Raw genomic sequence first — 14,227 nt, 5'->3', positions numbered from 1 at the left:
GATCGTCGTCCTTATACCAGCCCGGCCGAGATCAGCCCTGCTGATACAATGCGAAGGCGGCTTCGCCATCGGCGTCGTCGTGCACGATGGCCATCAATCCGCGGACGACGGCGCTCGGGTTTGCATGCTGGTAGATGTTTCGCCCGTAGACCATGCCGACAGCGCCCTGTCGCATCAAGGCCGCGGACTTGTCGAACACGGCGCGCAGGTCTTCCTTGCCGCCGCCACGCACCAGAACCGGGCAGCGCGCCGCCTCGACCACCCGGTGGAAATCCTCCGCGTTGGTTGTCGGATCGGCCTTGACGATGTCGGCACCCATTTCGCGGGCAAGCCTTGTCAGCGTGACGATTTTCTCCGCATCGCCATCGACCATGTAGCCGCCGCGCTCGGTCACCGGCTGCATCACAAGCGGCTCGATCATCAGCGGCATGCCGTATTTTTCGCAATCGGCGCGCACGCGGGAAATGTTGGCGACGCACTGGCGGAAGAGGTCCGGCTCGTCCGGAAGCATGAACAGGTTGACGACCACGCAGGCGGCATCCATCTCCAGCGCGCCGATCAGCGGTTCGGCCTCGTTCTGCAGCACTGCCCACATGTCGCGGTGGCGAATGCGGTTGTAGGGATTGCCCATGTCGATGCGCATGACGAGGGCCGGCTTATCCTTGCCCGGAATATCCTGCAGCAGATCGGCCTGGCCGTAGTTCATCTGGATCGCATCGGGCCTGGCATCGACCAGCGCCTTGACGACGGCCTCCATGTTCTCAAGGCCGTCAAGGAAGGACGGCTCGTTGCAGACGCCATGGTCGATGGCCACGTCCAGGCAGCGTCCTGCGCCAAAGAGACGGTTCATCCGGACCTTGCGGTTGTTTCGCATAATGCACTCCTTTGTTGGTTCCGTGCGGAAAGCATGTCTTCGTCGACGCCATGGCGTTCGAGGAGAAGGGTGAGAAAACGGGTGCGCTCCTGCGCCTGACGTGCCGCAGACCAGCGTTTTTCGGCCGCGAGCAGCGCCAGCACGGCATCCGCCATGTCGAGAGACAGTTCGCCGGTGATTGCCAACGTGGTGCGACGTAGCAGCAGGTCGTCCAGATGCTCGACCTTCTCGCTGTGAATCAGCAGCTGGATTTCGCGGCTCGAATAACCGGCATGCGGAAGTGGTGTATCGGGTGCTGCCGCCGTGAAGGCCGCAATGCGCTCGGCATCCGTCCCGTAGCGCTTGAACAGTGTTTCGACGCGCTCCGACGAAAGGCCACTCGCCGCGGCGACCCGGGCGATCCAGGCTTCGCGATCGGCCGGAAAATCCCGACCACCGCCGATCGGACGCTCTGATGTCGAGACGCGCCGCGCCCGCGCCAGCCGCTCCAGCACCTGGTCGGCCGCCATCTCCCCGAAGGAGCGGAACGTGGTCCACTTGCCGCCGATCATGCAAAGCACCGGCGGGCCGGCATCGGTCGTCTCGACGAAGGTGCAGTAATGATCACGCGGTATGCGGCCGGTGAAACTGTCCTTGCTCGCCGGCAGCGGCCTGACCCCTGAGAACTGGAAGACAATATCTTCGGTTCTAACCTTGATCGTCGGCAGCACGAAGGCGAGCGACTGCAGGATATAGTCCCGTTCCGCCGTCTCGCAGCGCACGGTTTCGGGATCGTCGACGCGAATGTCGGTGGAGCCGACCAGGACCTTGCCGAGATAGGGAAACAGGATGCAGATGCGCCCGTCCTCGTTCTCGTAGTAGATCATGTGACCATCGAGCGCGCGCGTCAGATCGTCGTTGTCGATGATCAGGTGCGAGCCCTTGGTGCCGCCCATCAGGGGTGCCGGACGGGCAGCCTCGGAAAACAGGCCCTGATTGGCGATGTCGATCCAGCCGCCTGTCGCGTTGACGATCAGGCCCGGCTCGATCGAAATCTCCGTGCCGCCGACCGTGTCCTTGATCACGTAGCGTCCCGGGGTGGTCAGTTCGAGTTCGGCATAATTGACGGCCCGTGCGTGAATGCCGGCAGACAGTCCGTCCTCGAGCAGTTCGATGCCGAGGCGCTCGGGCTGGCTGACCCAGGCGTCGTAGTAAGTGGCGGAATTCTTGATTGCAGGATTGAGCGCCGGCCACCTCGTGAGCGTCGAGCGCCGTCCGCGAAATTCGTGGCGGGGCATCAAGGCGCGCTTGCGCGTCAGGAAATCGTAGATCGCGAGCCCCGCCTTGATGACGATAGCACCGCGGCGGCTCGGCCGACGGGACAGTCCGAGAAACCGGACGGCGCCGTTGGCAAGGCCGGAGAACACATCAAAGACGGGAACCGTCGTCGGCAACGGACCGACATAATGCGGCGCGTTGCGCAGCAGCCGGTCGCGCTCGACCAGGGATTCCCGCACCAGGCTGAATTCACCGTTTTCGAGATAGCGCAATCCGCCATGAACCATGCGCGAGAGTGCGGCGCTGGCACCGGAACAGAAATCGTGTTTCTCGACGAGCACGACATTGACGCCCTGCAGCGCCAGCTCGCGAAAGACGCTGAGGCCGTTGATGCCGCCGCCCAGCACGCAGACGTCCACCTTCGGGCTCTGGCGGAGCCCGTCAAAGATCTCTTCTCGGTTCATGATGGCGGTCCGTTACCTATCCATGTTGGCGAGTTTCGCCGCTATCGCTTCGTCGATCGCCGCGAGATCCGGGCCGTCGAGCCGGATCGTGCCGGCCCGGGCATTGTCGAGCGCCTGCGCCGGATTGCGTGCGCCGCAGAGCGCAAACGTGACGCCGGGCTGGGCGAGCGTCCAGGCAATGACCGTCTGCGCGATGCTGGCTCCATGCTTTTCGGCAATCGGGCGGATCGCCTCGGCAAAAGCCGTCGCCTTCTCGCGGTTTCCGACCGAGAAGCGCGGATTGTCGCGGCGCTGATCGTCGCCCGAAAACACCCTGCTCGGGCCGACCGTGCCGGAGAGCAAGCCAAGCGCCAGCGAGGAATAGCTGAGGGTCGCGACGCTGTTCTTCGTCGTCCGCGGCAGAAGCTCGGCCTCGATCTCGCGATCGATCATGCTGAAGCGCTCTTGGATCGCATCGAGACGACCGGTGGCGATATAGGCCTCGAGTTCGGTCCGGTCGACATTGCTGGCGCCGATCGCGCGGATCTTGCCGGCAGTCTTCAGGTCTTCGAGCGCCCGCACCGTTTCCTCGATCGGCGTCGTCGGATCCTGCCAATGGGTGATGTAGAGGTCGATGTAATCGGTCCCGAGCCGCTTCAGGCTCTCTTCGACTTCGTGAAAAATTGCATCGCGGCCGAGATAGCGATGAACAGGTTTTCCATCCTGGTCGAAGAAGTGCTTGCCCTTCGTCGTGTGCCAGACGAGGCCGCATTTGGTGGCGATGACGGCCTTGTCGCGGCGCCCGGCAAGCGCCTTGCCGACGATTTCCTCGGAGCGCCCGAGGCCATACGCGGGCGCCGTATCGATCAGGGTCACACCGGCATCGAGCGAGGCCTGGATGGCGGCAATGGACTCTCCTTCGTCCGTTCCGCCCCACATCCAGCCACCGATCGCCCAGGTGCCTAGCCCGACGGCGGATGCCTTGACACCGGAGCGGCCGATCTCGCGCGTCAATTGTTCATTGCTCATGCCGAAAGTCCCTTTTCGCTTGCCATGGCAAGGATGCGCTCGCCGGTCGCCTCGTCGGTCACGAGTGTATCGAGATGCCTGCCGCGCAGGACGCTGAGGATCGGCCCGGCCTTGTTCGGTCCGCTCGCGACCCCGATCTTGGTCGGGATCGACGCAAACTCGTCGAGGGTGAGCGAAACCAGCGAGCGGTTGAGGCTGTAGTCGCAGACCCGGCCCTGGTCGTCGAGCAGGTGCGCCAGCAGTTCGCAGCTTGCGCCCGAGCGCTGGATCGCGGCGCGGTCGGTGCTCGAGGAGGGGTGCAGGTCGTAGTAGCTCGAATCGTCGGAAAGGATCGAACCGATACCGACGATCGCGACCTTGGCTTCCCTCGCCCGTTTGAAGACATCCGCCACCGAGCGCATGTTGATCAGCATGGCACGCTCGGCCGCACTGTCGGCAAAGAGCGGCGCATGGATCTGGTAGGACCTGCCGCCGAGCCGGTCCGCCATCAGCGTCGAGACATGGTTGACGTCGGTATAGTGCTTGCCCTGGACACAGCCCGTCGCCGGGATCACTTCGATGTCGAGGCGCCGCGACGGATGCAGGCCGGCAACGACAGCGCTGACGCCCTTGCCGCCGGTGATGCAGATGGTGTCACCATCGGCGATCTCTTCCATCAACAGACGGGCTGCCGCCTCGCCGACCGCCTGCAGCGCCGTCTGCTGATTGTCCGACACGGTCGGGACGACGACGGCGCGGCTGATGCCGCCGAGCGCCAGCAATTGCTCTTCCATGTCGACGAGCGGCTCGATCGGCGACTTGATCTTGATTTCGACGAGGCCGAGCTGGCGGCCACGCTTGATCAGACGGTTGACCGTCGGCTGGGAAATGCCGAGCCGTTCGGCAATCTGCGACTGGGTCAGGCCTTCGAGGAAGTGCAGCACCAGCGCCTGGTGCATCTGCCGGGCAACGACGAGTTCCTCGCGGACGCTGGAGATGATGTTCTGATTGGGATTGGCGATCGGCATGGTCAGCTGGCCTTCCGCTTATGCAGGAAATGGTCGATGGAAACGGCTGCCAGCAGAATGCAGCCCTTGATCATATCCTGCCAATAGACCGAGACGTCGAGCAGGATCAGCGAACTGGTGACGACGGACAACAGAGCCATGCCGAGAATGGCGCCGAAGATCGTACCAGATCCGCCGTTGAGCGACGCCCCGCCGATCACGGCAGCGGCGATGATGTTGAGTTCCATGCCGACGCCGAAGGTGGGCGTGGCGGCGCCGAAGCGCGACATGTAGATGACGCCTGCGACACCGGCGAGCGTCGAGCAGAGCACTGTCACCCAGAACTTTACCTGCTTGGTCTTGATGCCGGAATAGAGCGCCGCCTTCTCGTTGCTGCCGGTGTAGAACACCTTGCGAAAGGCGGTTGCCCGGCGCAGCAGGAAGTCGAACAGGACGACGACGGCGACGAAGATCAGGATGACATAGGGGATGCCGTTGAAGGTGCCCTGGCCGACCGCCTTGAACGATGGCGGCAGGGTGAAGAGCGACAGCGGCGTGCCCTTGGTGATGACGAGGCAGAGCCCGCGCACGATCACCATGGCCGCAAGCGACGTGATGAAATGGTTGAGCCCGACGACGGTGACGAAGAAGCCCATGATCGCGCCAATGAGGCTGCTTGCGAGGATGCCGACGAGCGAAGCCGTCCAGGGATCGACGCCGGCGAGGAACAGCGACCCGGCCAGCACCATGGCGAAGCACACGACCGATCCGACAGCAAGGTCGATGCCGCCGACGATCAGGAGGATCGTCATGCCGACGACGACGATGCCCTCGACCGAGAAGCTCATCAGCATCGCGCGCATGTTGCCGAAGGTGAGGAAGTGCGGCGAGGCGAAGCTCATGATGATGCCGAGCGCCAGAATGATGGCGATCAGCCCTGCCTCGCGCATCGTGCCGATCCGTCGCCAGGCCGGAACCTGCACCTGCGTTGCAACCACCGTATCGACTGCCATTTCCGCCTCCCCATTCACTCTGCTTGTCTCAGGCAACATGCTCGGCCGCCCTGCTTTTTAGTGGTTCACCATGCTGCCCGACCCCGGAGGCAAGACGGATCACCGCCTCTTCCGACATCTCGGCCTCGCCGAGTTCGCCGGCGATGCCGCCTTCGCGAACGACCAGAACCCGGTCGCACAGTCCGAGAAGCTCGGGCAGTTCCGACGAGATGACGACGATGCCGATGCCCGAGCGCGCGAGGTCGCGCAGCAGCCGGTGAATTTCCGATTTGGCGCCGACGTCGATGCCGCGCGTCGGCTCGTCCATGAGAATGACCTTCGGCCGCACCGCGAGCTGCTTGGCGATGGCCACCTTCTGCTGGTTGCCGCCCGAGAGCGACGACACCGGCATGGCGATGCCGCCCATGCGCACGCCGAGCCGCCGGGTAAACTCGCTGGCGAGGTCCGCTTCCGCCTTCGCGTTCATCAGCCCAAGCGGCCCGGTCAGCGTCTTCAGATCCAGGACCGAAATGTTCTGGGCGATCGACATGTCGACGAACACACCGGATCCCTTGCGATCCTCGGAGAGGTAGACGATGCCGGTATCGACAGCGTCTCGATAGTTGCCGATCGCCTGCGTCTTGCCGTGCAGCAGCACGTCGCCGCGCACCTTGCGGCGCAGGCCGCAGATGGCTTCGGCGATCTCGGTGCGACCGGAGCCGATCAGTCCACCGATCCCGAGGATTTCGCCCTTGCGCAGCTCGAAACCGACACCGTCGATGCGCTCGCCGTCGCCGAGGCCGCGCACCGACAGGATGACCTCGTCGGATTGCTCGCCCGCTGCCTGTTTGGGCGGATAGAGCTGGGTGATCTCGCGGCCGACCATGCGACGCACGACATCGTCCGGTGTCACGTCGGTAATGCGTTCCGTCGAGACATGGCGGCCGTCGCGAAAGACAGTGACGCGGTCGCACAGGCTGAAGATTTCCGCCATGCGATGGCTGATGTAGATGATGGAAATGCCAGCGGCCTTCAGGTCGCGGATGATGCCGAACAGCGCCTGCGCCTCGGCCTCCGTCAGCGCCGCCGTCGGCTCGTCAAGGATCAGCACCCGGCAGTCGAGCGTCAGCGCCTTGGCGATCTCGACCAGCTGCTGGCTGGAAATGGAGAGGTCGGCGACCTTGCGGCGCACGTCGATCGGCGCCAGCCGGTTCATCACCTTTTGCGCATCGCGGGCAAGCGAGGCGTAGTTCATCAGCGGCGATCGCCGCCGGTTGGTTGCCGCCATGAACATGTTTTCCGCCACCGTCGCATCCGGGCAGAGCGCGATTTCCTGGTGGACGAGGCCGATGCCGAGCGTTTGGGCTGCGGCCGGCGAAGAAATCTTCGTCGGCGTGCCGTCGACGAGGATTTCGCCCTCGTTCGGCTGCAGCACGCCGGCGATGATGTTCATGAGGGTGGATTTGCCTGCGCCGTTCTCGCCGCAAAGCGCGTGGATCTCGCCTTTTTCGAGGTTGAAATCCACATTGGTCAACGCCTTCACAGCCCCGAAGTGCTTGGTGACGTTGCGGACCTGAAGGACCGGCTGCGATATCATCGCCTTCTCCACTCTCATGCGTTCGACTGGCTATCCGGACATCCGGATAGCCATGTCAAAGACCCTTACTCGTCAATGCCCTTGGTGCCGCGGCGCTTCAGGTACTTGTCCCAGTAGAAGTCGTCCGCATTGGCGGCGGTGACGATCGACAGACCATTGTCGACGAAGGGAATGCTCATCGGGTTGAAGCCGGAACGCTTGGCGTCGTTCATCGGATCGATGAGTTCGGGGTGCTTGGCAAGCCACAGCAGCATGAAGCCCATATAGCCCTGCATGCCCTGGTTGGGGTTGATCGAGCCGAACACTTCGCCGGCCTTGATCATGTCGAGGATGTTGGCGTTGACGTCGGCGCACATGACGAGAACCTTGCCGCCGCTTTCCTTGCTGGCCTGTGCCGCACCGATCGCCGAGTTGGCTTCCGGCATGAAGACAGCGCCGAGGTTCGGATTGGCCTGGATCAGGCTCATCAGGCCCTGATAGGCCTTGTTCGGATCCTGGTTGGAAGCGGCGCGGCCGACCAGTTTCATGTCGGGCCACTTTTCAGCCATGCGGCCGACAAAGGCCGTGATGCGCTTGTCGTGGTTGTCCTGGCCGGGGTTTTCCAGAACGGCGTATTCGCCCTTGCCGCCCATCTTCTCGGCGATCGCGTCGGCGGCATAGACGCCTTCGCGGGTGTTGTCCGAGGTGATGAACGAGATGCGCTTGGAGAGCGGCGAGTCGGCGGCAAACGTGACGACCGCCGTGCCCTGGTCGATGGCGCGGTTGATCGGCTCGATGAAGGGATCCGAGTTCATCGGGTGAACGAGGATGCCCGCCGGGTTCTGTGCCAGCGCCTGGTCGAAGGTGGCGATCTGCTTGTTGACGTCATATTCCGGCGTGCCGGTGTATTCGGTCTCGCAGCCGAACTGCTGGCCGGCCTGCTTGAACATTTCATAGACCGGGAACCAGTATTCGACGCCCGATACCATGACGTTCATGACATATTTTTCGCCGGGTTCGCAGCGAAACGGGTTGGCCGTCTCCGCGTTGGCAGCGCCAGCCAGAAACGTAGTTGCAATGACCGCCAGTGCGGTCGTGCTCAAAAAAGTGCGCAAGCGTCCTCCTCGAGGCCGAAGCCCCTCCCAAAAACCAATCGTGCCGTCAGAAATGACCGCTGATGTGTGAGTTTGCCGGAACTCCTCCTCGACTTCCGACTGTCATGATTAAAACCACGCCCCGGGGTTATGTCAATATAATTCACGCTATGAATAATAATTCATGACTGCATGTATATTGTCGCCTCCAATCAGAGTCATTCGCCCATCGCCGCTGCCAGCTGCGCGTTCGAGGCGGCGGCCTCGGCGATGATCCACTCGCGGAACGCCTGGATCTTCTTCTGCCGTCGGTGGCTTTGCGGATAGACAAGCCAATAGGCGCGGCCGTCCCTGACCACATGGTTGAACGGCCGGATCAGTTTTCCGCTGCGAAGCTCCTCGATCAGGAAGGTCGAGACGGCCATGGCGATACCGTGGTCGAGCAATGTGGTCGCCACATCCATCGCCTGGACGTCGAAAATCAGCTCGGTGCCGTTACTGGCGGGTGGCTCCACGCCGGTCTCGACCATCCAGCGCCGCCACCAGCTGGCATTGCCGAAGCGGCGCACCTTGAGTACGTCGGAGGGATGCCTGAGCTGATGTTTTTCCAGGAATGTCGGCGTGCATACCGGCAGGTATTCGATCGGGAAAAGCGGAAACACGTCGTGGCCCGGCCAGTCACCGTTACCGCTGCGCACCACGAGGTCGATCGCATCGCGCTTGAAGTCGATCAGCTCGGTCGACATGTGGACGCGAATGCTGATGTTCGGATGGGCCGCCTGGAACGAGGCGAGCCTTGAGCCGAGCCAGCTTGAGACCACTGTCGGAAGCACGGAGATATGCAGGTGATGTTCGGTCTTGTCGGCAATCTCGGAGAAGGCCGTCCCCAGGAGATCGATCGCTTCCGTCACCTTCGGCGCGAGCTGTCTGCCGGCGGCCGTCAACCGCACTTCCCTGGGCAGGCGGACAAAAAGAGCCGTGCCGGTGCGGTCCTCCAGCAGCCGGATCTGATAGCTGACTGCAGCCTGGGTCATACCCAGCTCCTGCGCCGCGCGGGTGAAACTCAGGTGCCGGGCGGCAGCCTCGAAGGCGCGCACCGCGCTCATGGGGGGAATCTTGCTCATGCGTTGAGATAAGCATTCTTTATGGCAGCATGCGAGAAACCGCTTTGCGCGAAACCGTGAAAATCCTCAATTTTCTCGCGAACACACCACCGCAGAAATGAAGGGGTTAGCAATGCCGAGCGCACTGCGATCGATCATCCGCCATGTCTGGAGTTTTGCCAGGAGAGCCGCCGACATCACGACGACAGTCGATACATTCAGCGAATTCCAGCTCCGAGACATCGGCCTGACGCGCGACAATGACAGCATTCGCGCGCGTGCAGGCGACATTGCCATTCCATGGCAGCCCGTAAAAGAGCCCGATCCCGGCAACGCTCCGTCGCCGCTTGTAGCCGATGACGGCGTGGTTCCCCTGCAGCAGCCTGTCGTGATGCGGTGCCGCGCGCCGTTGCCGCAAAATTCCCCAGCCCATCGAAACTTGAAAATAAAGACATAAACATTTCTTTATGCGATTGACCTGCCCGTCTTTGCAGGGCATTGTCAAACAATCGTGGTTCTGCGGCCCGTCTTGCGACGGGCCGGAGCTAAGAGGGAATACGGTGCGGCGCCGCAAGGCGCCCATGCCGGAGCTGCCCCCGCAACTGTAAGCGGCGAGCGGCCGTCCAATGATGTCACTGAGGGAGACGCCTCGGGAAGACGGGACGGTTCGTGTTGACCCGCAAGCCAGGAGACCTGCCGCGATCGATAACGTCCACGGGCGGGGTGTCCGATGTGCCGCCTTGACGAACGAGCCTGCCTCGGTCGTGGATGCGTCGCATTCAAAGCCTTGCCCACAACCTCGGGGTAAGGAAATGACCATCAAGACAGCCAATCTCGGCTTCCCACGTATCGGCAGACACCGTGAACTGAAGTTCGCGCTGGAGCGCTATTGGGCCGGCAAGATCGACAGACAGGATCTGCTCGCCGTTGCCGCGAGCCTTCGGGCGGAAAACTGGGCCGCGCAAAAAACGCGGGGGATCCAGATCATTCCATCGAACGACTTCTCACTGTACGATCAGGTTCTCGACACATCCGTGCTCGTTGGCGCGGTGCCGCCGGCCTATGGCTGGAAAGGCGGCCCGGTCGATCTCGACACGTACTTCGCCATGGCACGTGGTTCGACGACCGCGACCTGCGCTTCCGGCTGCACCCATGGCGGCCCGGACGGCGGCAACCAGGCGCTGGAGATGACCAAGTGGTTCGACACCAACTATCACTACATGGTCCCGGAATTCGCTGAGGACCAGCGCTTCGAGCTGACGCGCAACGCACCGCTGGAGGCCTTCCTTGAAGCGAGCGCGCTTGGGCATGTCACCCGTCCCGTCGTGCTCGGCCCCGTGACCTTCCTGAAGCTCGGCAAGGCGCCTGCCGGCGGGTTCGAGCCGATCGAGCTGATCGAGCGGCTGGTGCCCGTCTATGTGAAACTTCTCAGAGAGCTTGCGAACGCCGGTGTCGAATGGGTGCAGATCGACGAACCCTGCCTTGTGCTCGATCTCAACGAGCGGGAACGCCAGGCGCTGGCACTGACTTACCGGACGTTCGCTTCGGAAGTACCGCAGTTAAAAATCATGCTTGCGACCTATTTCGGCGCGATCGGTGACAACCTGCCGATAGCGCTTTCACTGCCGGTCACCGGGCTGCATCTCGATCTCGTGCGGGCGCCGCAACAGCTGGACGCCCTCATCGAGTCGGCGCCAGCACAGCTGGTTCTGTCGCTCGGGGTCGTCGATGGCCGCAATGTGTGGCGGACGGATCTTGCCGGTCTCTTCCGCCGGCTGCAGCCGCTGGTCGAGGCGCATGGCCGCGACCACATCGAGCTTGCGCCGTCGTGCTCGCTGCTGCATGTGCCTGTTGATCTCGATCTCGAACGGGCGCTCGACCCGGAGCTCGTCACCTGGCTTGCCTTCGCTCTGCAGAAACTGGACGAGCTCAGCCTGCTTGCCCGCGCCTTCGAGCCCGGCCTTGCCCATCCCGAACAGGTCTTTGCAAAATCGATCGCGGCCGCCGAAGCGCGGCTCACCTCGCTGAAGGTCCATGACCCGCTGGTCGCCGGACGCCTGAAGAACCTGACGGCAGCCGACAGCCGTCGCCAGTCGGGCTTTGCGACGCGCCGTCGGCTGCAGGAAGACAGGCTGGCCCTGCCGCTCTTCCCGACAACGACCATCGGCTCCTTCCCGCAGACGCCGGAGGTGCGCCAGGCGCGATCGCTGCATGCCAAGGGCGAACTCAGCTATGTCGACTACCTTGCTTACCTGCGCCAGGAGACGGAGAAGGCCGTGCGCTGGCAGGAGGAAATCGGCATCGAGGTGCTGGTGCATGGCGAGTTCGAGCGCAACGACATGGTGCAGTATTTCGGCGAGCAACTCTCCGGCTACGCCTTCACGCAGAGCGGCTGGGTGCAAAGCTACGGTTCGCGTTATGTGCGCCCACCGATCATCTTCGGCGATGTCTCGCGGCCGAACCCGATGACGGTGGATTGGGCAACCTATGCGCAGTCGCTGACGTCAAGGCCTGTGAAGGGCATGCTCACCGGCCCGGTGACGATGCTGCAATGGTCGTTCGTGCGCGACGACCTGCCCCGATCGATCGTATGCCGGCAGATCGCGCTGGCGCTGCGTGACGAGGTCACCGATCTCGAAACGGCCGGTATCGCCGTGATCCAGATCGACGAACCGGCGCTGCGCGAGGGCCTTCCACTGAGACAGGCCGATCGAAAGACCTATCTCGACTGGGCGGTCGAATGCTTCCGCATCAGCGCCTCCGGTGTGGGTGACGAAACGCAGATCCACACCCACATGTGCTACTCGGAGTTCAACGACATCATGGCGGCGATCGCGGCGATGGATGCCGACGTCATCTCCATCGAAACCTCGCGCTCGAGAATGGAACTGCTCGGCGCCTTCACTGATCAGGCCTATCCGAACGAGATAGGCCCCGGCGTCTACGACATCCACTCGCCACGGGTGCCGACCGTGGACGAGATGGTGCACCTGATCGAAAAGGCGACCGACGGCCTGGCGCCGGCGCAGATCTGGGTCAACCCGGATTGCGGCCTCAAGACCCGCCGCTGGGATGAAGTGCGCCCGGCGCTCGTCAACATGGTTGAGGCGGCCCAGGCGCTGAGGCAATCTTTCGCCGCCTCCCGCCGGGATGCAGCAAGCGCATGAAGCGTAACAGCGATATCGAGATGGCGCCGGGGGAAACCCCGGCGCCTGCCACCTTGGTCGACATCGTCTTTCCCGGCGACACCAATCATCACGGTACGCTCTTCGGCGGCGCGGGCCTGGCGCTGATGGACCGGATTGCCTTCATCGTCGCCACGCGCCACGGCCGCGTTCCGTTCGTCACCGCCTCCTGCGACCGTGTCGATTTCCGCGCCCCTGCCCGCATTGGCCAGATCGTCAGTTTTACCGGCCGTCCGATAAAGGTCGGCCGGAGGTCGATGGTGGTCGAAGTCGACATGATCGCCGAAGACCTGATCGGGGGCACAAGTGATCTGTGTACCCGCGGCCAGTTCACCATGGTGGCGATGCCCGAAGGCAAGCACGCCGGATGGTCGCTGCCTCCGCTCGACAGCACTACGATCTCGCCGGCAAAAGACGATGCCGTCCGTATGGTCGATATCGTCTTCCCCGATCAGGCCAACAGCTTCGGCGCCATGTTCGGCGGCGATGCACTGGCGCAGATGACCAAGGCGGCCTTCATCGCCGCCACGCGGGCAAGCCGCAGGACAACCGTGCTTGCCTCCTGCCAGCACATCGATTTCAAGCATCGCATCACCGTTGGTTCGATCATCGAGGTCGTTGCCCGGATCGTGAGAACCGGACGGAGCTCGACAACGATCGAGGTCGAGTTGTGGTCGGAAGATTTGGTGGGCACAAAACGGACGCTGACGGCCCGTGGCGTCTTCATCATGGTGGCCGTCGACCGCGACAACCGCCCGGTGCAAGTCTTCGCGGCCTGACGCGTTCGACGCGGGGAGCCGTCAACGACGGCTCTTCATCCACAGGCTTTGTTGGAACCGCGCATTTACTCCCCGTTATCCACACCCGGGAAAATATTGTCCGTTCCCGCGGGCATCGGCACCATCGAACCTATTGACGCAATTTCCCGGCCATATACTATATCTAGTGTTCGAGGTTCTTCCGATTCGCAAGGATTGGGAGCGAAGATGGGAATACGGTGCGCTGTGGCGATTTCGCCTGGCTAAGCCGTGGCTGCCCCCGCAACTGTAAACGGCGAGCAACTGTCCAGCATTCGGCCACTGAAGCATGAGGCTTCGGGAAGGTCCGGACAGAAGCACCGACCCGTGAGCCAGGAGACCTGCCTCGATCGATAAACGTCCACGGGCGGGGTGTCCGGAGAGGTCAGAGGTGTGCTTGCGGCAGGATGAAACCTGCCTGTTCGTCTCGACGTCTCCCCGGAAGCGCCGTCTTCAACTTCGGGGTGAAGTCATGTCCGCGTCATCGAATTCCTACTACTCGCCAATGAAGAGGCGCTGGAACCCGCGCATCTGACGAAGAGGTGCGCTCGGTCGTTTCGGCCAGAGCAAGCCGTCATCCTGCCAGCCCTGCCCTTTCGCCGGAGCGTGTTCGCGCGCCCGCATGCCTTTTCATGCCCAGATCCAGCCGACCCAACGAGGAAGAAATGAACGTCACCGTCTACAGCAAGCCCGCCTGCGTCCAATGCACCGCCACCTACCGTGCGCTCGACCGCAAGGGCGTCAACTATGAGGTCATCGACATCTCGATCGACGAGGACGCGCTTCAGACGGTCAAGGGCCTCGGCTACATGCAGCTTCCCGTCGTCGTCGCCGGCCCGGAACATTGGGCAGGCTTCCGCCCCGACAAGATCAGCGCCCTCTCCTAAAGAG

Annotated in this window: 12 protein-coding genes and 2 riboswitches; of the genes, 3 read left to right on the top strand and 9 right to left on the bottom strand. The window is 62.9% G+C overall.

The features are described 5' to 3' along the window. Positions 1-31 precede the first annotated feature (31 nt). From AC1Q80_RS17350 to AC1Q80_RS17310, 9 genes are all read right to left on the bottom strand, one after another. A complete protein-coding gene (locus AC1Q80_RS17350) occupies positions 32-874 on the bottom strand; it encodes a class I fructose-bisphosphate aldolase (RefSeq protein ID WP_427858278.1) in 843 nt (280 codons plus the stop codon). Continuing rightward, on the bottom strand, positions 847-2,595 hold the full coding sequence (locus AC1Q80_RS17345; RefSeq protein ID WP_492361261.1) for a glycerol-3-phosphate dehydrogenase/oxidase: 1,749 nt from the start codon (positions 2,593-2,595) through the stop codon (positions 847-849). Before AC1Q80_RS17345 ends, AC1Q80_RS17350 begins: the two co-directional genes overlap by 28 nt. Positions 2,596-2,607: 12 nt before the next feature. Next, on the bottom strand, positions 2,608-3,603 hold the full coding sequence (locus tag AC1Q80_RS17340; protein ID WP_492361260.1) for an aldo/keto reductase: 996 nt from the start codon (positions 3,601-3,603) through the stop codon (positions 2,608-2,610). After that, entirely contained in the window at positions 3,600-4,610 is a 1,011-nt protein-coding gene (locus AC1Q80_RS17335) for a sugar-binding transcriptional regulator (RefSeq protein ID WP_492361259.1), read from the bottom strand. Before AC1Q80_RS17335 ends, AC1Q80_RS17340 begins: the two co-directional genes overlap by 4 nt. Positions 4,611-4,612: 2 nt before the next feature. Then, positions 4,613-5,602, bottom strand: a complete 990-nt coding sequence (locus tag AC1Q80_RS17330; RefSeq protein ID WP_492361258.1) for an ABC transporter permease — start codon at positions 5,600-5,602, stop codon at positions 4,613-4,615. Between the two features lie 28 nt (positions 5,603-5,630). Further along, positions 5,631-7,178: a sugar ABC transporter ATP-binding protein gene (locus AC1Q80_RS17325; RefSeq protein WP_492361257.1), complete on the bottom strand. Its 1,548-nt coding sequence runs from the start codon at positions 7,176-7,178 to the stop codon at positions 5,631-5,633. Positions 7,179-7,243: 65 nt separating this feature from the next. Beyond that, positions 7,244-8,272, bottom strand: coding sequence for a substrate-binding domain-containing protein (locus AC1Q80_RS17320; protein ID WP_492361256.1), 1,029 nt, complete (start codon positions 8,270-8,272; stop codon positions 7,244-7,246). 197 nt (positions 8,273-8,469) lie between these two features. Then, on the bottom strand, positions 8,470-9,375 hold the full coding sequence (locus tag AC1Q80_RS17315; RefSeq protein WP_492361255.1) for a LysR substrate-binding domain-containing protein: 906 nt from the start codon (positions 9,373-9,375) through the stop codon (positions 8,470-8,472). 106 nt (positions 9,376-9,481) lie between these two features. Next, positions 9,482-9,853: a hypothetical protein gene (locus AC1Q80_RS17310; protein ID WP_492361254.1), complete on the bottom strand. Its 372-nt coding sequence runs from the start codon at positions 9,851-9,853 to the stop codon at positions 9,482-9,484. After that, a riboswitch (cobalamin riboswitch) is annotated at positions 9,850-10,069 on the top strand. Its footprint overlaps the gene before it by 4 nt. 97 nt (positions 10,070-10,166) lie before the next feature. On the opposite strand from AC1Q80_RS17310, the gene metE reads away from it, so the two are divergent. The 3 genes from metE (at position 10,167) to nrdH (ending at position 14,223) form a co-directional block, all read left to right on the top strand. Continuing rightward, positions 10,167-12,521 carry a 5-methyltetrahydropteroyltriglutamate--homocysteine S-methyltransferase gene (gene metE / locus AC1Q80_RS17305; protein ID WP_492361253.1) on the top strand — a complete coding sequence of 785 codons (2,355 nt, stop codon included), beginning with the start codon at positions 10,167-10,169 and terminating at the stop codon, positions 12,519-12,521. Further along, positions 12,518-13,318: an acyl-CoA thioesterase gene (locus AC1Q80_RS17300; RefSeq protein WP_492361252.1), complete on the top strand. Its 801-nt coding sequence runs from the start codon at positions 12,518-12,520 to the stop codon at positions 13,316-13,318. The genes metE and AC1Q80_RS17300 overlap by 4 nt, the downstream gene beginning before the upstream one ends. A 156-nt stretch (positions 13,319-13,474) precedes the next feature. Beyond that, a riboswitch (cobalamin riboswitch) is annotated at positions 13,475-13,699 on the top strand. A gap of 302 nt (positions 13,700-14,001) precedes the next feature. Then, positions 14,002-14,223, top strand: coding sequence for a glutaredoxin-like protein NrdH (gene nrdH, locus AC1Q80_RS17295; RefSeq protein ID WP_077501226.1), 222 nt, complete (start codon positions 14,002-14,004; stop codon positions 14,221-14,223). Positions 14,224-14,227: the final 4 nt, after the last annotated feature.

This window comes from Ensifer sp. GW823-FHT05D09, from assembly GCF_058795755.1.
This window is presented reverse-complemented; position numbering and strand designations above follow the sequence as displayed.